At 45.7% G+C, this 25068-nt stretch carries 21 protein-coding genes; 6 read left to right on the forward strand and 15 right to left on the reverse strand.

Annotated elements, in window-relative coordinates:
* Positions 1 to 23: 23 nt before the first annotated feature.
* Entirely contained in the window at positions 24 to 2774 is a 2751-nt protein-coding gene (locus ACQY1X_RS03345; protein WP_430015393.1) for a glycerol-3-phosphate acyltransferase, read from the forward strand.
* A gap of 479 nt (positions 2775 to 3253) precedes the next feature.
* Here ACQY1X_RS03345 and ACQY1X_RS03350 read toward each other — a convergent pair whose 3' ends face one another.
* Positions 3254 to 3949, reverse strand: a complete 696-nt coding sequence (locus tag ACQY1X_RS03350; protein WP_002737332.1) for a response regulator transcription factor — start codon at positions 3947 to 3949, stop codon at positions 3254 to 3256.
* 273 nt (positions 3950 to 4222) lie between these two features.
* Between ACQY1X_RS03350 and ACQY1X_RS03355 the strand changes: the two genes are divergently transcribed.
* Positions 4223 to 6379, forward strand: a complete 2157-nt coding sequence (locus ACQY1X_RS03355) for a putative PEP-binding protein (protein WP_430015394.1) — start codon at positions 4223 to 4225, stop codon at positions 6377 to 6379.
* Positions 6380 to 6541: 162 nt separating this feature from the next.
* Here ACQY1X_RS03355 and ACQY1X_RS03360 read toward each other — a convergent pair whose 3' ends face one another.
* From ACQY1X_RS03360 to psaM, 3 genes are all read right to left on the reverse strand, one after another.
* Positions 6542 to 7162 (reverse strand): glycoside hydrolase family 15 protein, encoded by a 621-nt coding sequence (locus ACQY1X_RS03360; protein ID WP_149106691.1) that lies wholly within the window; start codon positions 7160 to 7162, stop codon positions 6542 to 6544.
* Positions 7163 to 7213: 51 nt separating this feature from the next.
* Positions 7214 to 7564: a hypothetical protein gene (locus ACQY1X_RS03365; protein ID WP_430015395.1), complete on the reverse strand. Its 351-nt coding sequence runs from the start codon at positions 7562 to 7564 to the stop codon at positions 7214 to 7216.
* Between the two features lie 148 nt (positions 7565 to 7712).
* The gene (gene psaM, locus ACQY1X_RS03370) at positions 7713 to 7805 is read right to left on the reverse strand and encodes a photosystem I reaction center subunit XII (RefSeq protein ID WP_012264462.1); all 93 of its coding nucleotides are present in this window, start codon (positions 7803 to 7805) and stop codon (positions 7713 to 7715) included.
* A 189-nt stretch (positions 7806 to 7994) separates the two neighbouring features.
* Here psaM and ACQY1X_RS03375 point away from each other — a divergent pair, with 189 nt between their 5' ends.
* Entirely contained in the window at positions 7995 to 8714 is a 720-nt protein-coding gene (locus ACQY1X_RS03375) for a TerC family protein (protein WP_193956532.1), read from the forward strand.
* 104 nt (positions 8715 to 8818) lie between these two features.
* Positions 8819 to 9301 (forward strand): thiol-disulfide oxidoreductase DCC family protein, encoded by a 483-nt coding sequence (locus tag ACQY1X_RS03380; protein ID WP_430015396.1) that lies wholly within the window; start codon positions 8819 to 8821, stop codon positions 9299 to 9301.
* A 561-nt stretch (positions 9302 to 9862) separates the two neighbouring features.
* Here the strand turns inward: ACQY1X_RS03380 and ACQY1X_RS03385 are convergent.
* From ACQY1X_RS03385 to ACQY1X_RS03420, 8 genes are all read right to left on the reverse strand, one after another.
* The gene (locus ACQY1X_RS03385; protein ID WP_430015397.1) at positions 9863 to 10555 is read right to left on the reverse strand and encodes a cadmium resistance transporter; all 693 of its coding nucleotides are present in this window, start codon (positions 10553 to 10555) and stop codon (positions 9863 to 9865) included.
* Between the two features lie 135 nt (positions 10556 to 10690).
* Entirely contained in the window at positions 10691 to 11782 is a 1092-nt protein-coding gene (gene cax, locus ACQY1X_RS03390) for a calcium/proton exchanger (RefSeq protein WP_130758528.1), read from the reverse strand.
* Between the two features lie 72 nt (positions 11783 to 11854).
* On the reverse strand, positions 11855 to 12652 hold the full coding sequence (gene pstB / locus ACQY1X_RS03395; RefSeq protein ID WP_016516758.1) for a phosphate ABC transporter ATP-binding protein PstB: 798 nt from the start codon (positions 12650 to 12652) through the stop codon (positions 11855 to 11857).
* Between the two features lie 135 nt (positions 12653 to 12787).
* Positions 12788 to 13678: a phosphate ABC transporter permease PstA gene (gene pstA, locus ACQY1X_RS03400; RefSeq protein ID WP_002738206.1), complete on the reverse strand. Its 891-nt coding sequence runs from the start codon at positions 13676 to 13678 to the stop codon at positions 12788 to 12790.
* 6 nt (positions 13679 to 13684) lie between these two features.
* Complete coding sequence (gene pstC, locus ACQY1X_RS03405; RefSeq protein ID WP_103111599.1) at positions 13685 to 14629, reverse strand: phosphate ABC transporter permease subunit PstC; 945 nt, start codon at positions 14627 to 14629, stop codon at positions 13685 to 13687.
* Positions 14630 to 14649: 20 nt separating this feature from the next.
* Complete coding sequence (locus ACQY1X_RS03410) at positions 14650 to 15648, reverse strand: PstS family phosphate ABC transporter substrate-binding protein (protein ID WP_430015398.1); 999 nt, start codon at positions 15646 to 15648, stop codon at positions 14650 to 14652.
* 20 nt (positions 15649 to 15668) lie between these two features.
* Positions 15669 to 16742, reverse strand: coding sequence for a sulfate ABC transporter substrate-binding protein (locus tag ACQY1X_RS03415; RefSeq protein ID WP_430015399.1), 1074 nt, complete (start codon positions 16740 to 16742; stop codon positions 15669 to 15671).
* Between the two features lie 107 nt (positions 16743 to 16849).
* Positions 16850 to 17524: a cadmium resistance transporter gene (locus tag ACQY1X_RS03420; protein WP_430015400.1), complete on the reverse strand. Its 675-nt coding sequence runs from the start codon at positions 17522 to 17524 to the stop codon at positions 16850 to 16852.
* Positions 17525 to 17791: 267 nt separating this feature from the next.
* On the opposite strand from ACQY1X_RS03420, the gene ACQY1X_RS03425 reads away from it, so the two are divergent.
* Both ACQY1X_RS03425 and ACQY1X_RS03430 read left to right on the forward strand, forming a co-directional pair.
* Positions 17792 to 19528: an IS1634 family transposase gene (locus tag ACQY1X_RS03425; RefSeq protein ID WP_430015718.1), complete on the forward strand. Its 1737-nt coding sequence runs from the start codon at positions 17792 to 17794 to the stop codon at positions 19526 to 19528.
* Between the two features lie 197 nt (positions 19529 to 19725).
* Complete coding sequence (locus ACQY1X_RS03430; protein ID WP_287637141.1) at positions 19726 to 20964, forward strand: sulfonate ABC transporter substrate-binding protein; 1239 nt, start codon at positions 19726 to 19728, stop codon at positions 20962 to 20964.
* 127 nt (positions 20965 to 21091) lie between these two features.
* Here ACQY1X_RS03430 and sigC read toward each other — a convergent pair whose 3' ends face one another.
* From sigC to ACQY1X_RS03445, 3 genes are all read right to left on the reverse strand, one after another.
* Positions 21092 to 22363, reverse strand: coding sequence for an RNA polymerase sigma factor SigC (gene sigC / locus ACQY1X_RS03435; protein ID WP_430013983.1), 1272 nt, complete (start codon positions 22361 to 22363; stop codon positions 21092 to 21094).
* A 231-nt stretch (positions 22364 to 22594) separates the two neighbouring features.
* On the reverse strand, positions 22595 to 23656 hold the full coding sequence (locus tag ACQY1X_RS03440) for an anthranilate phosphoribosyltransferase family protein (protein ID WP_123229937.1): 1062 nt from the start codon (positions 23654 to 23656) through the stop codon (positions 22595 to 22597).
* A gap of 43 nt (positions 23657 to 23699) precedes the next feature.
* A complete protein-coding gene (locus tag ACQY1X_RS03445; RefSeq protein WP_002737888.1) occupies positions 23700 to 24671 on the reverse strand; it encodes a LysR family transcriptional regulator in 972 nt (323 codons plus the stop codon).
* Positions 24672 to 25068: the final 397 nt, after the last annotated feature.

The following is a 25068-nucleotide window of genomic DNA, read 5'->3' on the forward strand; positions in this document are numbered from 1 at the left end:
TCGTAAACTAAGACGCATTTTAAATGAGAGAAATTTGGGGATCCCTATTTATTTTTCTAGTCTGTCCTATTATCGGGGGATTGCCTCTGATTGATTGGATAAATTATCTAGTAACTGGACGTAAATTATCCCAATTAGGTACTGGTAATATCGGTGTAACTGCCGCTTTTTACCATGGGGGTAAATTAGTGGGAATTTTGGCGGTAATTTCGGAAGCAGCCAAGGGAATTATCGTTATTCTCCTAACCCGTTTATTTTTTCCCACCGGCTCCACGTGGGAATTATTAGCTTTAATTGCCTTAGTCATGGGGCGCTATTGGTTAGGAAAAGGTGCGGGAACTACTAATGTTTTCTGGGGATTAATTGTTCACGATTTTGTCGCTGTTTTTCTCACCTTAATCATTAGTGGGATTAGCTTTACTGTCTTTCGAGAAAAATCTACGGGTAGATTGGTAGGATTATTTTTATTAGCTTTAATTCTCACCTTGCGCCGTCCCCACGATTCAGGTTATATTATAACTGCCATTGCTTTAGCCTGTTTATTAGGGGCAATTTTTCAAAAAATCGCCGACGATTTAGACTTACCTGAAGCAAATGTTAACAATGAATCAAAAACTATGTTTCGTTTTTTTCGTGGAGATCGATCGATCCAAACTCTTGATGACAATCTGGCAGCTTCAAAAGTGGGACAAAAGGCCGCCACTTTAGCCGATCTTAAGCGTGCCGGTTATCCCATTCCTAGGGGTTGGGTTTTACCACCAGGAGATGATCCACAACCGTTAATAGAATCTCTTAATCCTGATATTAATCATCCCTTAGTCGTGCGATCTTCCGCTATTGGAGAAGATAGTGAAACCGCTTCATCTGCGGGACAATATACCACAATTCTTAACGTCATCAATCGAGAAAATTTAGCGGCGGCGATTTTAAGTTGCCAAACCTCCTATAATAGTCCTAATGCTGTTAATTATCGACTCGATCGAGGACAAGAAAACACGGCCATGGCTGTGTTAATTCAAGAACAAATTCGAGGAGTTTTTTCGGGGGTTGCCTTCAGTCGTGATCCGATTAATCCTCTCAGTTTAGATGTGGTTATTGAAGCTTTACCCGGAGATGCCACCAGAGTTGTATCGGGAAGAATCACCCCCGAAAGTTATCGAGTTAATTTAGAAGAAAATATCATCATCGGAGCGGGAGATATTCCCCCGGCTATTATTCAACAGGTAGCTAATCTTTGTCGGCAATTAGAAACCCTTGAACATGGCATTCCCCAAGATATAGAATGGACTCATGACGGACACAAATTATGGTTATTACAGTGCCGTCCTATCACTAATTTACAGCCAATTTGGACAAGAAAAATCGCAGCTGAAGTTATCCCCGGGGTAATTCGTCCCTTGCCTTGGTCAATTAATCGCCCCTTAACCTGTGGAGTTTGGGGAGATATTTTCAGTTTAGTTTTAGGCAAAAAAGCCCTCGATTTGGACTTCAATGAAACAGCGACTTTACACTATCAAAGAGCCTATTTTAATGCTTCTTTATTAGGCACAATTTTCCGTCGCATGGGATTACCTCCAGAAAGCTTAGAATTCCTGACCAAAGGAGCAAAGTTTACCAAACCACCGTTAACGGCAACCTTGGCTAATTCCCCTGGTTTATTAAAACTTTTAGGACGGGAATTACAGTTAGAAAAAGACTTTAGCCAAGATCAAAAAACCTATTTTATCCCAACGCTCGAAAAAATTAACGCTACTTCCCTAGAAGCTTTATCTTCAGGGGAGATTTTAGAGCAAATTGAGGAGATTTTAACCGTCTTAAAAAAAGCCACCTATTATAGTATTCTTGCCCCCCTTAGCTTCGCTTTGCGTCGCAGTATCTCGCGAGTACCTTTTGAGAAATTGGATAACTCTCAAGCACCAGAAATAGCCTCAATGCGATCGCTATCTGAACTGAGAAAAAATACGCTCGATCGAGATTTTGACTTAGCTTTTTCCCTCTGGTTAGAAACCTACGGTTATTTAAGCGAAGTAGGAACCGATATTTCGATACCGAGATGGCGAGAAAATCCCCCATATCTGCTACAACTACCCTTAGATATTCCAGGCAATAATAGCCAGAAAAAAGTCAAATCTTCCCACAATGTCCAAAAAAGATTAAATATCAAAAACCAAGTGACTGAAATTTACTCCCGTCTTTTAGCTCACCTACGCTGGCATTTTCTCGCTTTGGAAACCCTCTGGTTACAGCAACAAATATTATCAGAGACGGGAGATATATTTTATCTAAACTACTCAGAAGTTATCCAGTTAGGTCAGAATAATAATATCGCCAATCTTAAGCAGATTATTCGTCAGCGTCGCCAACAATTCCAAGAAAACTCTCAATTAAACGATATTCCCTATATCGTCTATGGACAACCACCGAAAAAAGAATTTTTAGTCTCAAATTTAACTGCCAAAAAACGCTTACAGGGAATTGCCGCTAGTGGGGGGACAGTGGAGGGACGAGTCAAAATTATGCCAACCCTACAAAATCTAGAAATTGCCCCTGATACTATTCTCGTTATTCCCTATACTGACTCAGGATGGTCCCCTTTATTATCCCAAGCTGTGGGCATTATTGCCGAGGTGGGGGGACAATTATCCCATGGTGCTATTATTGCCAGAGAATACGGAATTCCGGCGGTTATGGATGTGCATAATGCCATGAAATTGTTAAAAGATGGTCAATTAATTCGTCTCGATGGCAGTCAAGGAATTATTGAAATTCTCTAGGCATTAGGGGACAGGGTGTGGGGTGTAGGGTGTGGGGTGTAGGGTGTAGGGTGTGGGGAGTTTTCTCAGTTAACTGATAACTGATAACTGACTCCTAAACCAATGTTGGTCAAAGATAAGCAAAAATTATCTATTGACTCCAAAAACTTGAGAATATTTAAATTAATATTTCGCAATATTTACAAATTCTTAAGAATTAATTGAGAAAGATTTTTATTTAACAACGATGTTCCAATGGTTACAGCGATTTGATATAATTTCATAATCGGGTATTCTATACTTTTTTGGGCAGCAAAGGTTGAAACCCTTGCCACACCTAGAAGATAATCCCAATTAAGACAGGTAAATGAGTCAATTTCACCCACAACGATGATCTTTTTTTTGTGTAGTTTTATTGCAAAAAAAAAGTTTTTTTGACAAAAAGCACAAAGTATGATAGACCACCAATGGATTTCTAGCCGCAAACAGTAGCTGCTATATTAACTGGTTAAACCGTGTTTTAGGGCAAAACGTACCAATTCCGTGCGACTATTAGTACCAGTCTTGCTAAATAAGCGACTGACGTATTTTTCTACGTTCCTAACGCTGGTTTCTAGACGACTGGCAATTTCTTTATTCATCAATCCCTCCGCTACTAAATCTAAAACACTTTGTTCCCGGGGGGTCAGATCAACTTTAATCGGGGGGGGAGTGGTAGTAAAAGTGTTCTGTTGTCCCACCTGCTGTTTTAATTCCCGGATATCTCGGGCAATTTCTTCTAATCTAGCGTTTTCGCTGGTGGCTTGCAGGGATTGACGACGGCGCTCGATTAAAGACTTGATTAATGCTTCTAATTCTTCGGGATCGAAAGGCTTGGATAAATAAGCATCACAACCAGCATTATAACCCTGAATGCGATCGCTTGTCATCCCCCTTGCAGTGAGAAAAACCACGGGAATTGTCTGAAAACGAGCATCTTCGCGCAATTTCTTCAGAAACTGATAGCCATCCACCTGCGGCATCATAATATCGGAGATAACTAATTCCGGAATTTCTTGATTGAGTAAATCCCAGGCTTCGTTAGCATTACTAGCAGTTCTTACCTCGAATTCATCCCCGTACTGTAGATATGCTTGCACAGATTCACGAACCCCCGGTTCGTCATCCACTAACAAAACTTTCGCAGGTGTGTCCATCAATTTCTCGCAGCGATCGAATATTGTCCGAATCCTATCTTATCAGCTAAGGAGATAGGAGTCAGTAGTCAGGAGATAGGAGTCAGGAGATTGCTTTTATTTATTCTCCCCTCTCCACACCCTACACCCCACACCCCACACCCTACACCCTACACCCCACTTTCCAGATCATCCTCAAGATAGTGACGGTGAGTTAAACTAGCAGATAGAACCAAAAAGTTACAAAAATCACACAATAATTTTACAATCCTTTCACCATTCTTAACAAATCCCGTGACCATTCTCTGCTGGCTCGATCGCATTAGTGCTTCTGATCGCCCCCTGGTGGGGGAAAAAGCTTTTATTGCCAGTGAATTACACCAGCGAGGATACCCAATTATCAGGGGATTTGCCATTTTTAACCGCATTTTTGCGGAATTTTTGGAAACTATCAACAATACTGACTCATTCCTGACTGATTTTCCCCAGTCTTCCCTCTATTTAGACGTAGATAACCCAAAAGCTCTGCAATTAGTCGCCAAAGAAAGTCGGCGGGCCATTTTACAAGCGCAAATTCCTCCTCTCTGGTTAGAAGAACTAACGGCGGCCGTGGCACAATTATCCATGGATAGCCTAGTATGGCGCTTTTCCTTACCTGCTCATCTGGCTCGGCGAACTCTCGGTTTATTTTCCGCCCCCATCAGTGGAATTAAAGCAGATAATCTAGAAAATGCCCTAAAACAAGCTTGGGCGGAGTTATTCACCGCCAGAAGTCTATTTTATTGGCGAAAAGTGGGAATTGGTTTAGAAAAAATTCAATTATCTTTACTGGTACAACCATTATTACCAGCCAATTGTGCGGGAAATGTGCTGATTAATGAGGATAACTGGCAAATTCAGGCGGTTTGGGGATTAGGACACAGTTTAGCTAATGGAGAAGTGGCACCGGATACCTATATTATCGATCGCTCCGGTCAATTACGCAGTCGGCAATTAGGCAATAAATCCAGGGCTTATTATCTCAACAGTGACAGTAATCTGCTTGCACCACAATTATTAGCACCCAGTTTACAGGAAAGCTACTGTTTAGATAATTTCGCCATCGATCGCCTTTGTCAACTGGTTCAATCTCTACTAGCGGAAAAACCCAGCTTAACCAGCATAGAATGGCTGATGATGCTAGATGGTCAAATTTATATTCTCAACTGTCACAGTCAGGAAATCACCGCTACTACCTCCAATTATCCCTTAAGAGGATTAGGGGCATCCCCAGGGTTGGCATCGGGAGTGGCAAAAGTGATCAGCAATTTCGACTCCCCAGAGGCAAATTTTCAGGATTGCATTCTGGTTACTACTAATTTACCTCCGAAAAAACTGCCCCATTTACGCCAAATTCGAGCAATGATCACGGAACAGGGGGGATTAACTAGCCATGGAGCCATCTTAGCCCGGGAATTAGCCATTCCTGCCATTGTCGGGGTAAAAAATGCCACAGAAATTATCCGCTCAGGCGAGATAATTTTAGTAGATGGTACGAGGGGAATTATTTCTCTAGCATCTCAGGAACAGATTTCCTTACCCCCAGCACCCCCCAGAGAAACCGACGGGACGGCAATTGCTACCCGTTTGATGGTTAATCTCAGTCAAACTGAAAGTATTGCCAGAATCCAAGAACTGCCTATTGATGGGATCGGTTTATTGCGCTCAGAATGGATGATTTTAGAGTTACTTTCTCAGCGCAATCTAGAAGAATGGTTAACACCAGAGCATCAAGAAGCATTGATCGAGAGATTAAGTGATTTAATCGCACAATTTGCCCTTAGTATCCAGCCTAAGCCTTTATTTTACCGTTCTTTTGATGCTCAACATTCGGCTAAAGACAGTCGGGGAACCCATGGTTATATATTAGATCCGACTCTATTTGATCTAGAATTGCAAGCTTTACGACGGGTACAAACCACCAGCGCCACCAATATTAATTTACTGCTTCCCTTTGTCCGTGGGGTTGAAGAATTTATTTTCTGCCGGCAACGGGTACAATCGGCTTTACTCACTCAAGTCCCTTCTTTCCAATTGGGGATAATGGTGGAAGTACCGGGGGTAATCTTTCAATTGAGGGATTATGTGCAAGCAGGGGTACAGTTAATCGCTATTGGTACTAATGATTTAACTCAATTACTTTTAGGTAGCGATCGAGAACATTTCTCAGAATATTTTAACGCCCGTCATCCCGCAGTCAGGGCAGTTTTAAAACAAATTATCACTCAAGCAAAAGTTTTACAGATTCCCTGTTCCGTTTGCGGCATGGCCATCGTCCAGTATCCTGAAATTATCGATGATCTGATTGCTTGGGGTGTGACTTCTCTTTCGGTGGATACAGAAGCAGTTTTAGCCACTAGAGAGGCAATTGTTCGCGCAGAAAGAAGGTTTTTATTGGAAAATGGCAGATAACCTCGGCAAAAGGAGCGTTAGGGGTTGGCTGTTGGGGAAGATGTTAAGTAGGGTTTGCGACAAAAAATTTCTCGTATGGGTAAAACCCTACACCCCACACCCCACACCCCACACCCTGTCCCCACGAAAAACTTTTTCAGCATATCCTAATTATACTTATCCCTAAAACTGGTTTCTAGCAAGGCTTTCAAAATAGCTTGACATAAAAACCTGATTTAAGTGACCGCTATCCTCATCCTGCCAATAACTAATCGCTTGAAAATATAAGGGGAATAGGGCAATTGTTTCTAGACAATCGGGGGAAAGCTGAATATATTTTTCCCGTGCTAAACGACAATAAAACCAGAGAAAATAGCCAAGAGTATCATTTTGTGCGTGTTGCCAAACTTGGTCAATTTCCGTTAGTGTACGTCCCTCAAAACGAATATGAGGACGTTCCCTGATCTTTTCAGGATTAACCCGACCTTGGATAATATTAATAAAACGCCTTTGGAACTTTTGAAAATAGTTCATCAAAGTCTGAATATTCTTGACAGCGATCGCTGTCTGTCCGATAACATAGTGAGAATAAGCCAGATAAACGTTATCCCTCAGCCAAACATTGGCATATCCGGTGTATTCTGTCTCATTACTGACTAATGCTGCTGGAAATAAGCCATTTTCCAGATGGGGAAATCTCAAGACATCATTTTCCGACAAAAACGCGGATAATCTCTGAAGCTCCCCCAGAGAGTAGCGGTATTTAATGAAATCGAGAATTTTTTCGTTGTGAACAACCAGCATCGGCAAAATACCCCAATAATCTGCTCAAAAACGCATTTATCTCGCTCAATTCTACTGAGAAACCCAAAAAATGCGTCTTTGATTAGGATCCCGTCGGGGACTTTGTTCCCCCATCACTTGCCGCGCTTGACTAGGATCAAAGCTGCGAGTAAATTGATCTCGCAATTGATTAACCCGTTCCTCCTTTTCTTGGGCCGCCAAACGCACTTCTTCCAGTTTTGCCTGTTGCATCTGTTGGTAAGGTAGCAAACGAGCGATCGCAAAAACCGCCGTGATCGAAAGAGCGCTATAGGCAATAATTCGCAGCCAAATCTCGATAATTTGCCATTTTTGGGATTTATTGCCGCTTTTTTGCTTTTTTTGTGGTTTTTTGTCGGTTTGGTTTCGTGTTCGTGCGGTCATAGATTTATGAGTACAAGTAAAATCGGTGAGAAAGGTGGCTAATTACTTTCAATTTACACCCAATCACTGATAACCGATAACCTAAAAAACCCCAATCGGTCTATCCTATAACTAGGTTAGACGGGATTGGGGTTTATTGAAAGCGACTTTACTTATAAAGTTCCGTCGCTAGACGAAAAGCCAAAATCCCGGGGATTAAAGCAATTACCAGAGCGACTAGAACTTGAGTATCAGAAAGCATTGCTGATTATCTCCTCATAAAGATATTCATCCAATACTTTCCGACATCATCGGGGTTCTCTGCATCATTTCGTTACAAGACTTCATATCTCCCCACCCCGATGACGGTTATCTCCCCTAGAAAAGAAAGTTGTAAAAGCGTTAAGCTGAGATATTGCCATGATTACATTTATTTTTACCTGCGGCCTCAATGTTAGACTCGCTCCTTGATTCATCTCTAACCCTTAGTCTAAAAACCCCGTTAATTCTGTTGGTTCTCATTGCCCTAGAAGCGGTATTATCAGCAGATAACGCCATTGCTCTCGCTTCCATAGCACAGGGATTAGGAGATCATCAGCGTCAACGTCAGGCCTTGAATATTGGCTTAGTTTTCGCCTATATTCTCCGTATGGTCTTGATTCTTACTGCCACCTGGGTGGTTAAATACTGGCAGTTTGAACTTTTGGGAGCAGTATATTTGCTCTGGTTAGTCTTTAATTACTTTGCCTCCCCTGAAGACAAGGATCACACCCATCATAGTCTCAAGTTTCAATCTCTCTGGCAAGCTATCCCCCTAATTGCCGTTACCGATTTAGCTTTTTCCCTCGATAGTGTTACCACCTCCATCGCCGTGGCCGATGATACTTGGTTGATCCTGCTTGGTGGTACGATCGGAGTAGTTACCCTGCGCTTTATGGCGGGTTTATTTATTCGCTGGTTAGAGGAATACACCCACCTAGAAGATGCTGGTTTTGTCACCGTCGGTTTGGTGGGTTTAAGATTGCTGTTGCGGGTGATTAGTCCCGATTTTGTGCCGCCGGAATGGATTATGATTAGTTTAATTGCTATCCTCTTTGCTTGGGGTTTCTCAAAACGCAACGATCGAGAACCAATAGAGAGTGATGCCATCCAATCTGATGAATTGCCATAAAATAATCATCAGGAGTCAGGAGTCAGTGATCGGATTTGAGTTTTCAGTTCACTGATTACTGTTTACTGTTCACTGTTCACTGAAAAGAGAATCCCTAGAAGATCATGTCATCTTTACCGACTCCATCTGCTGATACCTTAGAAAATTCTACTCGATCGCCCTCTTGGAAAATTAAACTTCTCTACGATGGAGAATGTCCCCTCTGCTTGCGCGAGGTCAATTTTCTGCAAAAACGGGATGCTGGGAGAGGATTAGTTGCTTTTGTCGATATTGCCGCCGAAAACTATAATCCGGAGGAAAATGGCGGTATTTCCTTCGCGGCGGCCATGGGACGAATCCACGCTGTACTAGCCGATGGTACTATTCTCCAAAATGTGGAAGTGTTTCGCCAAGTCTATGACATTTTAGGCATCGGTTGGATTTATGCCGCTACCAAATGGCCGGTTATCGGGTTTCTAGTGGATATTATCTATGAAATTTGGGCTTCTTGGCGATTAACCTTAACCGGAAGACCGAATTTAAAAACAATCTTAGCAGAGCGTCAAAAGCGTCTGGAATGCAACGCATCAAATCGTTGTTCTCAGTGAGTCAAAATCTCCTAACCCTACCTCCCACTCGGAATCACCCCTTGGGAAGTAATACTAAATCCGTTGAGTATAGGCTACTTATAAGGACAGTCAAAAGGCAAAAGGCAAGAGGCAAAAGGAGAAATAAATAATCAGTTTTTAATAACCAGATTTAATGTGATAATTCTGCCTGGGAAATAGAAACTGAAATAACGCAAATTCGTCGATCATACTAAATCCGTTAAGTATAAGCTACATATCAGGAGAGGTACTCCTGCAAGGGGAGTGACTCTTAAATTATTACAGATGCGTCAGCAGCTGCGTGTAAGCATCCCACCGAAAAACTAATGCGCGAGGGGTTTGGGGACGGCGCTTGCGTCCCCAACGGGGGGTTTGGGGGGTAGAACCCCCCAAAAGCTTGGATTGAGTGATCAAGTGGGAAGTAATACTAAATCCGTTGAGTATAGGCTACTTATAAGGACAGTCAAAAGGCAAAAGGCAAGAGGCAAAAGGAGAAATAAATAATCAGTTTTTAATAACCAGATTTAATGTGATAATTCTGCCTAGTAAATAAATGGTACTTTATTTTCTTGCCAGTCCCTGACTGCGACCGATGATCGCCCAGAGATAGCTAATTGCTAAGGCCAAAAACGTGAGGGGAATACTTTCTTTGACGATAAAAATCCCTAAACCGATCAGCACACAGGGAACAAAGGTGCTTCCCTGACTGGTTAAGATAGTGGCGATGGTCGGCACGCTGGTCAACCCGTAGGCGAACGCACACCAAACCCCCACCAGAATCAAAAACACGCTGACGATAACGATCAGACTTGTCACGGTACTACTGGCAAACAGGGGAACGTAAATACCGATATTATCGCTGCCGTTGGCGACGGTCAACGCAGCCACGCTATAGGTGCGCGGGTCAAACCAACCACCGAAGGGGGAATGTTTCGCACCCTCCAGGTCCACTTCGACATTCTCCGGCTCCTCCTCCTTCTCCTCTTCTTTGAGAAGGGAAACGATGCCGAGAATCACAGGAACGAGGCCTAGATAGCGAATCCATGGGGTAGGGATGAGAAAGCACCCGAAAAATCCCGCTAAACTGGCAATAACAAGCAGACTAAAGCCGATATACTGACCGATGACGATATCGCGATGACGGAAGAGTTTCCCCGTTTGGCTGAAGAGAATCGTCAGGATCAATATATCGTCGAGGTTGGTGGCGACGAATGCCGCTACACCGGTAGATATCGCGATCACAATCTCGATCATGGTTTTTTCCTTAAGATGGCCGTCGGGTTCGTCCGTTCGTTATACCTTGTTCGGCTTTTCCTTCAAAGGTTCTGGAACGGAAGAATTTTACTACCTATCCCGATGGAGAAACTGTATTTCCCACGACCGATGGCTCTATCCCGGTGCGGGATGGAAAAAGAAAGCAAGGGTGATCACTGCGTAGGTGGCGACGAGTAATATACCCTCTAGCCAGTTCGAGCGACCGTCGTTACTGATCGAGTTAGTCAGCCACACCGCGACGGCGACGGCGACCAATTCAAACGGATCGAAATCGAGAGCCATCGGCTGACCGAGGAAATAACCGGCGATTACGAGAACCGGTGCGACAAAAAGTGCGATTTGCAGACTCGAACCCACCGTCACGGAAACCGCCAGATCCATTTTGTCTTTTAAGGCGACCCTAACCGCGGTGGCGTGTTCGGCCGCGTTGCCGATAATTGGCAGCAGGATCACCCCCGTGAAAAGGGTCGTTAATCCTAATTTATGCGTGGCTTCCTCTAGGGTATTAACTAATAATTCCGATTCGATCGCCACACCGAGCGTCACGAGCAGTAATATCCCCACCCAGAGCCAGAGATTCGGCTTTTTTACGCTTACCGCTTCCCCCGACTCTTGATCGAGATCTGCGTCCCCCACCTCGTAAAGATAGGTATGGGTCTTCATCGAAAACAGCAGACTCAGGCAATACACAAAAATTAATACCGCCGCCAACGCTACCGAGAGACGCTGTAGGGCAATCTCCTGGATTTCTGCGGAGGTGTATTGAACGGTCGTGGGTAGGAGGATCGCTGCCACGGCGAGATTCATCGACGAGGAATTTAAACGGGCGGTCACGGGCTGGAATTTCTGTTCTTTATAGCGTAAGCCGCCGAAAAACATCGATAAGCCCGTTACCAGCAGCAGATTCCCGATAATCGAACCGGTAATCGTCGCTTTCACCACCTCGATCAAACCTTCTTCGAGGGCGGCGTAGGCGAGAATTAATTCGGTAGCGTTGCCGAAGGTGGCGTTCAATAAACCGCCGAGATTGGGACCGACCACGACGGCGATTTCCTCGGTTGCCTTTCCCATGTAAGCGGCCAGGGGAACAATCGCTAGACAGGCACTCAGGAAAACGATCGTCACGTCCCAACGCAGGAAATTCCAGGCGATCGAGATCGGGACAAAAACCAACAAAATAGCGAAAATCCAGTCCTTTCTATTCATAGCAATGGGTGTCTCGGCATAAAACCGCGCACGGTTGTGAAAAACAGACTATCGGCTTTTTTTCTGTTTCAATTACCCAAATCGCCCGGTAATATACTCCCGGGCCTCGTCGGTTTGCGGATTGCCGAACATAACTTCCGTGGGGCTAAATTCGACTAATTTTCCCCGGCGTTTCCCGGAGGGATCGGTTTCGGTGTTAAAAAACGCCGTCCAGTCGGCGATCCGCGATGCCTGCTGCATATTGTGGGTGACGGTAATGATCGTGTAACTTTCCTTCAGTTGTAGGCACAATTCCTCCACCTGACGGGTAGAGATGGGATCGAGGGCCGAACAGGGTTCATCCATCAATAAAACATCTGGCTTCATCGCGATTGCACGGGCGATACAGAGACGCTGTTGTTGTCCCCCCGATAGTGCCGTTCCTTTTTCTTTCAGTTTGTCCTTTACTTCCTCCCAGATCGCCGCCTGCCGCAGGGAATACTCGACCAATTCATCAAGATTTCCCTGATAACCGTTGGTTCGGGGCGCGTAGGCGATATTCTCGTAAATGCTCTTGGGAAAAGGGTTGGGACGTTGGAAAACCATCCCCACCTGTCGCCTTAACTTGACCGCATTGACCTGCGAATCGTAAATATTCTGATTTCGGTAAAGTAGTTTTCCCTCCACCTTGGCGCCGGGGATCAGATCATTCATTCGGTTAAAGCAGCGCAAGAGGGTACTTTTCCCGCAACCGGACGGGCCGATAAAGGCGATGATTTTTCGCGCGGGAATTTTAATATGAACGTCCAGAAGAGCGAGAAACCCGTTATAAAAAACTTTGACCCCTTCTGCGTCGAAAACACTGTGATCTGGGTTAAGGTGGGTAGTCATGGCAAAAATTCTCCTGATCGTTTATTAAAGATCGATGGTTTTTTTAGAGGGGCGGGTTTGCAAACCCTCCCGTACTGGAAAAGTGGGGAGTGCAGGAGTAGGGAAGGTTATGTATCCCCTTGCCCGCTGCCTTCCCTAATTCAGTGTCGAATAACGTTGACGTAGATAGATGGCGATGGCGTTGAGGGCGAGAATTAACAGGATCAGAACGATAATCGCGGCCGCCGCCGCATTGGCGAAACCGGGTTCGGGACGGGTGATATAGCTGAAAATTTGAATCGGTAGTGCCATAAAGCGTTGGAATAAACCAGGATCGAAAGTGAGGAAACTAACCGCACCGACGACCATTAAGGAAGCCGCGTCCCCGATCGCCCGCGACACGGAGATAATCACCCCCGTGAGAATCCCCGGCACCGCGTAGGGTAAAACATGGTGTTGGATCGTCTGCCATTTGGTACTGCCTAGACCGTAGGAGGCTTGGCGTAGGGAATCGGGAACCGCCCGGATCGCCTCCCGCGCCGTGACGATAATCACCGGCAGCGAGAGAAGCGCAAGGGTTAAAGCGCCAGAAATCAGCGTCGGGCCAAAATTGAGCAGATAGTTAAAAACCGCTAATCCTAATAAGCCGTAGACGATCGAGGGAACCCCGGCCAGATTGCCGATATTCACCTCGATCAGTGCCGTCCACCAAGTTTTCGGGGCGTATTCCTCTAGATACAAAGCCGACCCGACCCCGATCGGCACCGCCACGAGAAGCACGATAATTCCCAGATAGAAACTACCGATGATCGCCGGACGGATACCGCCCCTTTCCGGGAAACGGGAAGGCGTTTCCGTGAGGAATCCGGGGGTTAAGAGTCGTCCGAGTCCATCGTGGGCGATATTCAACACCAACAGCGCCAGAACGAACAAACCGATCAGTAAACCGAAGAGGAAAAGATACTCGCAGAATTTGCCGATCGCCTCGCGGCGTTCGAGATGGTCGATAAATTCAACAGTATCGGATTTGACAGAGGATTTAACCATGGGAAATCAATCGTATTTTTCTTTAAAACGGTGGGATATCCAGTAACTGGCTAGATTCAGCACCAGCGTGATCAGAAAAAGCAGCGCGCCGACCGCGTAGAGGGTTTTAAAACTGAGACTGCCCCGGGGCGCATCTCCCCCGGAAATCTCGGCCATAAAAGCGGTCATCGTGGCGATCGACTCGAAGGGATTGAGGGTAAGCCGGGGTTGCGAGCCGGCGGCGATCAACACCGTCATCGTTTCCCCCACCGCCCGCGACATTCCCAAAATAATCGAGGCCATGATCCCGGAGAGGGCGGCGGGGAGAACCACTTTAAAAATCGTTTCCAGCTTGGTAATTCCTAGGGCGTAGGAACCCTCGCGCAGGGAACGGGGAACCGCTCGGATCGCGTCTAAACTAATCGATCCCACCGTGGGAGTGATCATGATCCCCATCATTAACCCGGCGCTGAGGGCGTTAAAAATCTCGACGGGGAAAAGATTCCGCAAAGTGGGCGTGACCACGAGTAGGGCGAAGTACCCGTACACCACCGTGGGAATCCCGGCGAGAAGTTCCACCGCAGGGCGTAAAATCGCCGCTAGGTTCGGTTTTGCGTATTCGGCGAGGTAGATCGCGGAAGATAGGCCTAAAGGAACCGCGACGGACATAGCGATGGCTGTGGTTAAAAATGTCCCGTTAATTAGCGGCCAGATACCGAAATGAGGGGTGGCGAACAGTGGAGTCCAACGGGTATCGAGAAAGAATTGGGCGAAAGATACCTCTTGAAAAAATCCCCAGGTTTCACTAAAAATAATCGCCACGATGCCGATTGTCGTCGCCACGGAAACGAAAGCGCAAGCGAAGAGAATCAGCGCGATTATCTTCTCTTGAATATCGTCGCCGGGGTGCTTGAGGAGTGAATTATCTGCCGCGAAAAAAGAATTATCGAAAGAACTCGGGGTTAAGGTCATGGTTTAACAAAATTCCTTTTTTAGATAAAGTTCGTGATCGGTTCTCCCGGTTTAGCTTTGCCGAATTTCGATCCCGTTTCCCCGCGCTCGAATTTCCGCAGGGTTTTGACGTAGGCCTCATCAGGTAAAGCGACGTAACCCACGCCATCGACCCATTTCCAGGAATTTTCTAAATAGAAGCGCACGAATTTTTCCAGGGATGGATTCGTTTTTAAATTATTCTTGTTGACGTAGATAAATAGGGGACGGGAAAGGGGATTATAGACATTGCGGAGAACGTTATCGAGGGGGACCGGTTTGACGCATTTTCCTTCATTATTTTTGATCGCCACCAAGTTCAATCGATCTTGGTTCTGCATATAGAAAGAGATGCCTAAATACGCAAGCGCGGATGGATTGCCGATCACCCCCTGTACGAGGGCGTTTTGATTGCGGTTCGGGGTAAAATCGGTGCGGCTATTTCTCCGTTTTCCCGTGATCGCTTGGGTGAAATAATCGAAGGTTCCCGTATCGGAAGGCGGGGCGAAAAGTAATAATCTCTCGTCGGGAAATTTGGGATTAATCTGTTTCCAACTGGTAATCCTACCCTCCGCTTTGGTGTTCCACATTCGATCGAGTTCTTTAATCGTTAAACACTTGGCGAATTGATTTTTTTTATTGACGATCACCGCCAATCCGTCGATCGCCATCGGTAATTCCAGAAATTCCACGCCGTTTTCCCGACATTTCTCGATCTCTTCCTTCCGGATCACCCGCGATGCCCCGGCAATGTCGAGATTTCCAGCGCAGAACTTACTAAAACCGCCCCCGGTTCCACTGGTGGCGACGCTAACCCTTGCGTCGGGATGGATTCTCTGATATTCTTCGGCAACGGCGAGGGAAAGGGCGAAACCCACCGCACCACCGTCGATCGAGACTGGCGCTTCTTTCTCGGCCGAGTCGGCCGGACGACCGCAACCGGCGATCAAATTACTCGCCATCAGAAGGGAGATTAGGAAAAAATAATGAGAGAATTTCATAGATTAAAGCGGGAAAAATGTTAGGAAGCCGACTGGTTTTTAATCTGCTCGAAGATGCCGTTATTGGCCAGAAATTCCTTTTCGATCAACGTCCAACCCCCGATATCTTGGGCGTTGAAAAGGGTCTTGATCGGCGGGAATTGTAATCCTTCATCCTTGGCCACGAAGGGATTAACCGAGCGATAGCCTAATTTGGCCAATTCCTGTTGTGCCGGCTCGGAATAGAGGAAATTCACAAAGGCCTCGGCCACCTCTCGCGTGCCGTGTTTATCGACATTTCTATCCACTACCGCCACGGGATTATCGATCGAGATATTGACCAGGGGGACTAAGTAATTGGTATCTGGTTGATTTCTTGCCGCTAGAATTACCTCGTTTTCGTAGGTGACTAAAACATCCCCCTTTCCTTCTTGGAAAAAGGCATTGCTGGCTTCCCGCGCGTCCCTGGCTAGGGTGGGAATCTTTTGATAGATCCGGCGGACAAAATCCCATGCCTGTTGCGGTTCGCCCCCCGTTTGCGTCACCGAACCCCAGAGGGCTAATAACTGCCAAATAGCGATCCCGGAAGTTTTCGGATCGGCGGATAGAACCGTAACGTCCTCTCTAGCCAGATCCGCCCAAGATTGAATCTTTTTCGGATTTCCCGCCCGCGTGACAATCGCTGCAACCGAGTGACTCACCACCCCCCGCCGCGGCACCCGATCTTCCCAACCGCGATTAATCAGGCCGGCTTGAGATATCCGCATCACGTCGAGGGGAAGGGCGAGATGTACCACGTCCGCCTCTTGTTTCCCGGCGAGCACGTCATCGGCCTGGGCCAGGGAACCGCCGTAACTCCGCTGGAAAATGACTTTTTGGTTATGCTCTTTCCGCCATTTCTCGACGAATTTCGGGATAATCTGGTCGTGGGCGGCTTTCGTGACCGAGAAGGAAACGAGATTCAGTTTCACCTCCGGTTTCGAGCCGATCCCGCCGCAGGAGGCGAGGGCAATACTTGCCAACAGTCCCACTAACAGGAAGGAAAGGAAGCTCCTCCCCGATAAGGAACGAAAGGGACGAAACAGCGATCGAATTGGCAACAGTGATACATTCATCGGGATTTTCTCGATAAGGTTGCTCTAAACCAACTAATTTTTTATTCTCTCTTCCTGAATTTTGACTCCCGTGGGATCTGGAGATTGGCGTTTACGGGGGGTCTAATTTACCCGATGGGAATCAACAGGCGATAGGATCCGTTATCGAGAATAATCCGTAGGCCCAACCACATCAGCACAAAAGGGAAAAGCTTACTGGCATAACGGCTGAGGACGACCGCGATCCCCGGTTGGCGGGTTAGATTATAGGAGAGAAATAACCAAGTACAGACGATTAGATAGCAGATCGGGATGATTACGGCTAACTGCGCCACGGTACTATTGGCGAATAGGGGAATATAGATACCGAGATTATTGCCGCCATTGGAGATCGTGACCGCGGAAACTCGATAGGTTTGGCGATCTCTGAGGACTTGAGCGAGGGATAGTCTGCGGGAGGCGAATCCATGAAATTGGGCGTTTCTTTGCAAATTCACCTTGTGATCTGCGGTTTCCCTCTCGTTATCCCGATTTAACGTCAGTAAATTTCTCACACCGATGAGGATCGGCAAGATTCCGAGAAGACCGATATAAATCGGTGGGATGATTAAGCCGAGTAGAAAACCCATCAAGCTAACCGATACCAAGACCGTAAACCCGACTAGCTCGCCGACGACGACGTGAACCGGGCGAAAGGTACGATTTACCTCACTAAAGAAGCCAGTTAGATAAATATTGTCGTCGAAGGTGGTGGCTATGCCGGTGGCCACCGCGATTTTGACGATTTCGATCAACCAATCCATCCATACCACCTCGATCTCTCAAATGCGGGCGCAATTTAATTTTAAAACTATATCATTTTCAATACATTTATAAATGTAATTCACTACACAATCTAGGAGTCGTGGATTTCTATAGTATGTCTGAACTTCCCCCATACATATATACTATAATAGCCGAAAACCCTTATCCATCAATGGATACGCCCCTTAACTTTTCTTAATGTACCCATGTAATTTGTAACATTTCTTAATGGACAAGAATTCTCTCTATTTGCTAGAATGATAGCCATGTATATAGAAAAAGTTCCTAACCGTAATTCCCCCCCCGCCGTTCTTCTTCGGGAGTCCTACCGAGAAGGAGATCAAGTCAAAAAAAGAACCCTGGCCAATCTCTCAAAATTACCCGATGATATTATCGACAATTTGAAACTGGCTCTCAAAGGGGCAACACTGTCCATGAATGAAGGCATTCCCAATCATTTTGAAGTGATTAGAAGTCTTCCTCATGGTCATGTGATGGCTATTTTAGAGACGATTAAAAAATTAGGTTTAGATAAAATAATCAGTGAAAAATCCTCACGAATCAGAAACTTAGTAGTGGCGATGATTGTGGCAAGAATCATCAATCCTAAATCGAAACTAGCCACAGCGAGAGGGTTTAATAGCGAGACTTGTAGTCAGAGTTTAGGACAATTGTTAGACTTAGAGAAAGCCGATGAAGACGAATTATATAACGCCTTAGATTGGTTATTAGAAAAACAAGAGAAAATTGAGAAGCACCTAGCAATTAAACACTTAGAATCAGGAACATTAGTCTTGTATGATGTCACTTCTACCTACCTAGAAGGAAATGGTTGTGAACTGGGAAAATATGGTTATAACCGAGATAAAAAGAAAGGGAAAACTCAGATAGTTTTTGGTCTGCTCTGTTCAGCCAAGGGTTGTCCGATAGCGGTAGAAGTATTTGAAGGAAACACTTCAGACGGTGCTACTTTAAGCGGACAAATTGAGAAAGTCAGAAAGGGTTGGGGGATTGAGAATGTTGTCTGGGTAAGCGATAGAGGAATTTTAACCAACTCGAAAATCAACGAATTAGTAAAACCCATAGAAGGATTAGACTATATTACTGGTTTAACTAAGCCTCAAATTCGGAAACTGGCTGAGGTAGAAGTGATTCAATTAGGATTATTTGATCAGGTAAACTTGGTGGAATTTGAGAGTGAAGATTATCCCGATGAAAGATTAATTGCTTGTCGGAATCCCTTAATCGCCCAGAAAAATCAACTACAAAGAGAGGCATTATTAGAAGCGGTAGAGAAGGAACTAGATTTGATTGTTCAGGCGACTCAAAGGGAGAAAAGAGCTTTAAAGGGTCAAGATAAGATAGCTTTGAGAGTGGGCAAGGTTCTTAATCAGTTTAAGGTCAATAAATACTATAACTTAGAGATAACAGAGGAAGGCTTTTCTTATCAGCGTCAGCGGGAATTAATCGCTCAAGAAACGGCTTTGGATGGTGTGTATGTGTTAAGAACTTCTCTGGAGTCAACTTTGATGGATGCAGCGACGACGGTTAAAGCTTATAAAAGTTTGTCTCAAGTGGAGGAGGCATTTCGCTGTTATAAGTCAATTGATTTAAAGGTACGTCCTATCTATCATTATAAGGGTGATAGAGTCAAAGCTCATATCTTTTTATGTATGTTGGCTTATTATGTGGAATGGCATTTAAAACAGTGCTTGGCTCCTTTGTTATTTGAGGATGAAGAAATTGATGATGGTTCTCTGAATGTGATTAAAGCGAGTCGCAGTGAATCCGCTCAGTCTAAAGAGAGAAAAAAACGGAATCAAGAGAACCTCCCTGTGCATAGCTTTCGGACTTTGTTGGAAGACCTGGGGACAATTTGCTTGAATACAGTGGAATGTACGATTAGGGAGGGAAGTTATCGTTTTTCTAAGATAACTCGACCGACCCAACTGCAACAAAAAGCGTTAGATTTATTGGGAGTTTCCCTGATTTGTACCCAGTAACGGGGCGGCGGAAATTCTCTTAATCCCTTCTACAGCACAGGTTATGGCCTTTTGTCAACGGGGAAGTCCAGGTATGTAGATAAAACTAATGGAACCTCTCCCGCTTGCCCTGAGCCAAGTCGAAGGGATCAAGCTGGGAAACCCTTCCCTCTTGTCTCCTTTCCCGACGATAAATCTTGTTTTCTGCGAGAAATCCCATGCTCCACCGTTCGATCAAGTGTCTCTGGAAACCGTGGCGAAATTGGCGGGCAGTTCGTCCTGCGGTGCTTTTTGTTACCAGCCTGGTCGGGAGCTTTCTCCTGGCTGGATTTTCCCACACGATCGCCGTCGGTCAAAATTCTCGCTCGGATAACCCGATTCTGAACCTCGTCGATAGCTTTAAATTCCCCCGAAATACCACTCCCCGACTATTGGAAACCGTGGGATTATTTATCGCTGGAATTCTCTTCTGTATCGCGATCGATCGCTGGTTCAAGCGCTCGACCCCCTCCGATATCACTCCCCTTGCCAAACAAGCGCGGCGGCTAGGAACCCTCAAGATCGGCTACCCCGAGGGCATGACCAATCTGGAAGTTCTCCGCGCCCAGGCCTTTCTGGAAAGACGCTTAAAACCCTTTGGGGTGACGGTAACGTGGACGAGTTTTCTGGCCGCTTCCTCTCTGATCGAGGCCTTGAGCAACGGAACGATCGATTTCTGCGGTGGTGGCGGTACGGCGAGTATTTTCTCCCAAGCGGCGGAACACGTCTTCGTCCGGGTAGCCAAGGAAAAATATACCGCCCCGAAAGGTCAGGCGATTCTCGTGCCAGAGGATTCGCCAATAGAGACGTTGGCGGATTTAAAAGGAAAAAGAATCGCCTTCGATCGAGGTTCGAGCGCCCATTACGTCCTTATCCGCGCCCTGATGAGAGTGAATCTAGAATTAAACGATATCGAACCGGTGTATGCAACCCAACCGGAAGCACTGGCGCTTTTCCGTCGCGGTGAGATCGACGCTTGGGTGGTGTGGGTTCCCTATTCCCCCACCGAGACGCGCACCTATCCGGGAAGATCGGTGGCCGATCTAGGGGGTATCTTTGGGGAAAACGCCTCTCTAGAAGTGCCGACCTATTATTATGCAGTTCCCGAATTGGTGCGGGATTATCCCGATGTACTGAAGGTGATTTTAGAAGAAGTGAACGAGGCAGGTGCTTGGGCGAAACAACAGGAGTTAGAGGCGACTAGACGCTTGGCAGCTCACCACGAGATCGATCCAGCGATCATCACTAATCTTGAACAACGGGCCTCTGAACGTGCCATTATCCCGATCGACGATCGCTCTCTGACGGCCCTACAACACCAAGCTAATATCTTCCGAGACCTGAAGCTGATCCCCCATCGAGTCAATGTGCGCGACGGAACCTACACCCTACAGACGAAACAAAATTGGACGTATTAATCCGACGGCAATATTTTGGGCATTGGTGGGATTTATGTGGCTACCAAATGCCCGATGATCGGGTTTCTAGTGGATATTATCAGGGAGTATTTAACTCCCTAATAGGGTTCTTCTGTTGGTGATCTAACTAACTCAAAGCTTCAAAATAATCGCGAATTTGATGATGTCGCCCGGATTGACGCAGTTTTTGCAACGCTTTCAACTCAATTTTTCGCACCCTTTCCCCGGATAATTCCAAGATGCGACCGATATCAGCCAAGGAATGGGATTTACCATCGAGAAAACCATAGCGCCATTCAATCACTTCTCGTTCGCGAGTGGTTAAATCTGCCAATAATTCTCTCATATCTCTTTGCAAAGATTCATAGACAAGACGATTTTCTGAAGACACTTCTTCAGTTTCCAAAAGGTCTATTAATTCCGTATCTTTTTCCTTACCCACTTTTATTTCTAAGGAAACCGAACGTGGCACTTTCATCAACAATTCCCGCACAGTTTCAGGAGTCATCCCTAACTCTTGGGCAATTTCCTCTACGGTCGCAGTACGACCGCGCATTTGTGAGATTTTCCGTTGTGTTTTCCTAATTCTGTTGAGTTTTTCGGTAATACTCACCGGTAAGCGAATAATCCGGCTTTGAGTCGCGATCGCCCTCGTAATTCCTTGACGAATCCACCAGTAGGCATAGGTAGTAAAATGATAGCCTTTGGTGGGGTCAAATTTCTTGACGGCGCATTCTAAACCTAGGGTTCCCTCTTGAATCAAATCCAATAATTCTAAACCGCGATTCTGATATTTTTTGGCCACCGACACCACCAGACGTAAATTGGCCTTGATCATCTGTTCTTTGGCACAGGTACCAAGGGCGATAATTTCTTCCAATTCTTCCACTTCTAAGCCCGCTAGATGCGCCCAACGCTGTTTTCCCGCTTTCAAAGCATTTTTTAACTCAGACACGGTGATTTGGGCAGTTTCTGCCCAACGTTCCAGGGAGAGAGGATGGGCTGATCGAGTTGACCCTGAGAGAAGCCGAAGGGCGGTCAGTCGATCACAAATCTTAATTAACTTGACAAATTGCTGTATTTGTGCATCACCTTGTTTAAGGGCAGTGGCGCGCAATTTCAGTAAAGACAGATGACGCTGCACCCGTTGCGCTTGTTCAACTTCTTCGTCCCGTTTGAGTAGAGGCACTCTGCCAATGTCTTGTAGGTATAAACGGACTAAATCGGTAGTTGTACGGTTGCTGTAGCTTTTTTGGGGACTAGATACTAAATTATCTTCTAAATCACTGCCGAGAAAATCTTCATCTAGGTCGATCGAGTTTTCCTTCAATTTTAGGACAGAAAAAGAGGGGGAGATAAATTCAGTTTCGAGCGTCGAGGAGGGATTAATTGCAGACATGGTGGCTTCTCTACGGGCGACTGTGATAGGAATTAGAAACTTCTAAATCGTTCACCGTAGTCATGGTTTTCCCCCTTGAGCGCGGAAATGATGCAGTCGGGAAAATTTTTTTTCAAAAGCATTGATCTTTAAACCGAGAAGTTACACCAAGTCTGGGGTTTACCTTCTTGGCCCAACTTCTCAAATTAATGATTGATTTAGAAGTAATTTCCCCTACAGCCTTATTCCTATCTATTCCTGATTTTCCAGATAATTACAGATTTGTTCTAGTTTAGCCAGGGCTTTTCCCGACTGTAAAGATTGTTCTGCTTGCTGGAAACCCGTGGGGATATCTGGGGCAATTCCACAGCGCCAAAGATAAAAACCACCGTTAAAAATTGCCGCATCGGTTAATTCGTTATTTTCTCCAGCTAATAAACCCTTTAATTTAGCGGTGAGCATCTCTAAAGATTCGAGGGGATAATCCGAGGGACAGAAGCCATAATCGCGAGGATTTAGGAAAAATCGCTGAAAGGAAGGGGTATCGGTGGGATTTCCCAGACCAATAATCGCCGTCCGATTACAGGCTAAATCACAACTCCCCTCTAATCCTTTCACGGTGGTGAAGTGAGAGATATTTCTCAGAGCGAAAGTTTCGCGAAAACGATCCTCGGTGGGGGGATGAACAAAACCCGATATCTGATGAATATTACCCACAAAAGGCGACCACATTAACTCTACCGTGGCCATGGGCGGACGTTTACCGATTTGCTCCCGATAGGTGACAAAATTCTGTACTAGGGGAAAATGGCGCGGAATATAGAAAAAAGTCAATCCTGTGGTGATTAAACAGTCTTTCACTGCTGCTAAGGATAATTGACTAAAATCTGCTCCTAATTGCTGCCAGATTTCCCTGAGGGAAATACCGTATTTAGTCGGCATTCGATCGCCCCCGTGCAGGACTACGGGAACCCCCGCCAACCCTAAGATTAAAGTAGTGATCGGAGTAACCGGGGCAGTGCGAGAGCGTCCATCGTAGGGATTGCCAAAAATAGCGATCGGATGCTGAAAAGAGGCTGATTCTAGGGTTATTTGCGGACCAAGCTCGGCGTAGGCATCAAGCATTCCCGCTAACTCATCGCTGGTGGGGCGTTTAATGCGATGGGCAATCATAAAAGCGCCGATTTGGGCTGGGGTTGCCTCTTGGGTTAACATCATCTTGGTGGCCATCGCCGCTTCGGGACGGGTTAGATTTTTGCCCGTATGGGTGCCACTACCGATCGCTTTTAATAATTCTCGAAAAGTATCGCTCATCTCAAGGAAGAAAATAAAGGATAAATGGGATTGATGGGAATTGCTAAGGCTGGACAGGGTGATTTTCTAAGCTTTTAACCACACTTTGATTCATTTGCCGCACTAATTGACAAAAATGAGCGATCGGTGGTATCTGTAGGCGATCGCTGGTGGTGACAAGGACTACCTGACGGGTGAGACGATGACTAAATTTACCATGGTTAAGATGGGGATTTTCGCCACTAGGGGAAGCAAGAGGACGAATGGCGAGGGTGGCATCGCTACGCGCTTCCATCAGGGCAGATTGAGGCAGAAGAGCGATAATATTACCCTGACGCACCACACCGCGAAAAGCATCAAGGGTGTTTAATTCCATGACAGTTTTTAGGTGGGCATCCTGACGGGAAAACCATTCTTGTACTAATCTTTGCATTCCGTAGCCATCTTTGAAAACCACTTGCGGATAGGGGATTAATTCCGACCATGGCACTTCTTTGTATTGGGCAAGGGGATGATTAGCGGCCATGAGAATTTCGATCGCTTCTTCGTATAATATTTCTACCACCATCTCTGGGCTAGAGGTGAGAAAACGATTATTCATTACCAAGGCCAGATCTACTAAACCATCCCGCAGCACTTTTAATGCGCGATCGCTGCCCAGGGCTGTAACTCTTAACTGCACTTCTGGGTATTCAGCACAAAATTTCGGCAAAATCGGCGGTAAATAGTGGGCGCACACGGAATGAATCGCCGCCACGCACAATTCTGGCTGTTTTCCCGCCTGTAGGTCAGTGATTTCCTCGTGAACATTCGTCCATTCTTGACAAATTCGTTTCGCCCGGGGCAGTAATTTCTCGCCAGCAATGGTTAATTTCGCTTGGGCGGTACGATGGAAAAGAGGTAAGCCCAAATCGGTTTCTAGGGATTGAATCTGGCGGCTGATAGTCGATTGGGTGACTCCACACTGGCGGGCAGCTTGACCGAAATTGCCTGTATCGGCTACGGCTAAAAAGGCTTGCAATTGCTCGATCCGCATTCTTTCTGGTTTTAATTACATTCCGTCATGACCTTATGACAATAACGAATTTTACTGGGACTTTTGGTAGAAATTGTTACCGTTTTCTCAGTTATCAGTTAGCAGTTAGCCGTTAGCAGGTGTCAGATTTGAGTTTTCAGTTCACTGATTACTTTTTACTGTTGACTGAGCATTGAAAAAAGCTCTCTGCTCCCTAGGGTTGATTCATTTAAATTAAGTACAGCTGATTTTGAGTCAATAAATTTGACTGAAGATTCTCAAGTTTATCTTTTTCTAATCAAAAGAGTTAGTTACAATAACTAATCTTTAATCCTCTGCCAATATTTATTATGAATAGATTGATAAAGCTTCTTTCCAAGCCACTAAAAGCCTATCTCTCTTGAAATTGTCTGAGAGT

The organism is Microcystis protocystis FBCC-A270 (assembly GCF_050500235.1).
GTDB classification, from domain to species: Bacteria; Cyanobacteriota; Cyanobacteriia; order Cyanobacteriales; family Microcystaceae; genus Microcystis; species Microcystis ichthyoblabe_A.

Bases quoted from the DNA above. Each gene is read 5' to 3' on its own strand.
- ACQY1X_RS03440 (WP_123229937.1), bottom strand. From the start codon at position 23,656: ATGAGCGATACTTTTCGAGAATTATTAAAAGCGATCGGTAGTGGCACC.
- ACQY1X_RS03410 (WP_430015398.1), bottom strand. From the start codon at position 15,648: ATGAAATTCTCTCATTATTTTTTCCTAATCTCCCTTCTGATGGCGAGT.
- ACQY1X_RS03365 (WP_430015395.1), bottom strand. From the start codon at position 7,564: ATGACCGCACGAACACGAAACCAAACCGACAAAAAACCACAAAAAAAG.
- ACQY1X_RS03420 (WP_430015400.1), bottom strand. From the start codon at position 17,524: ATGGATTGGTTGATCGAAATCGTCAAAATCGCGGTGGCCACCGGCATA.
- ACQY1X_RS03415 (WP_430015399.1), bottom strand. From the start codon at position 16,742: ATGAATGTATCACTGTTGCCAATTCGATCGCTGTTTCGTCCCTTTCGT.
- ACQY1X_RS03445 (WP_002737888.1), bottom strand. From the start codon at position 24,671: ATGCGGATCGAGCAATTGCAAGCCTTTTTAGCCGTAGCCGATACAGGC.
- sigC (WP_430013983.1), bottom strand. From the start codon at position 22,363: ATGTCTGCAATTAATCCCTCCTCGACGCTCGAAACTGAATTTATCTCC.
- ACQY1X_RS03350 (WP_002737332.1), bottom strand. From the start codon at position 3,949: ATGGACACACCTGCGAAAGTTTTGTTAGTGGATGACGAACCGGGGGTT.
- pstB (WP_016516758.1), bottom strand. From the start codon at position 12,652: ATGACTACCCACCTTAACCCAGATCACAGTGTTTTCGACGCAGAAGGG.
- ACQY1X_RS03430 (WP_287637141.1), top strand. From the start codon at position 19,726: ATGCTCCACCGTTCGATCAAGTGTCTCTGGAAACCGTGGCGAAATTGG.
- ACQY1X_RS03380 (WP_430015396.1), top strand. From the start codon at position 8,819: ATGTCATCTTTACCGACTCCATCTGCTGATACCTTAGAAAATTCTACT.
- pstA (WP_002738206.1), bottom strand. From the start codon at position 13,678: ATGGTTAAATCCTCTGTCAAATCCGATACTGTTGAATTTATCGACCAT.
- psaM (WP_012264462.1), bottom strand. From the start codon at position 7,805: ATGCTTTCTGATACTCAAGTTCTAGTCGCTCTGGTAATTGCTTTAATC.
- ACQY1X_RS03360 (WP_149106691.1), bottom strand. From the start codon at position 7,162: ATGCTGGTTGTTCACAACGAAAAAATTCTCGATTTCATTAAATACCGC.
- ACQY1X_RS03385 (WP_430015397.1), bottom strand. From the start codon at position 10,555: ATGATCGAGATTGTGATCGCGATATCTACCGGTGTAGCGGCATTCGTC.
- pstC (WP_103111599.1), bottom strand. From the start codon at position 14,629: ATGACCTTAACCCCGAGTTCTTTCGATAATTCTTTTTTCGCGGCAGAT.
- ACQY1X_RS03345 (WP_430015393.1), top strand. From the start codon at position 24: ATGAGAGAAATTTGGGGATCCCTATTTATTTTTCTAGTCTGTCCTATT.
- ACQY1X_RS03375 (WP_193956532.1), top strand. From the start codon at position 7,995: ATGTTAGACTCGCTCCTTGATTCATCTCTAACCCTTAGTCTAAAAACC.
- cax (WP_130758528.1), bottom strand. From the start codon at position 11,782: ATGAATAGAAAGGACTGGATTTTCGCTATTTTGTTGGTTTTTGTCCCG.
- ACQY1X_RS03425 (WP_430015718.1), top strand. From the start codon at position 17,792: ATGTATATAGAAAAAGTTCCTAACCGTAATTCCCCCCCCGCCGTTCTT.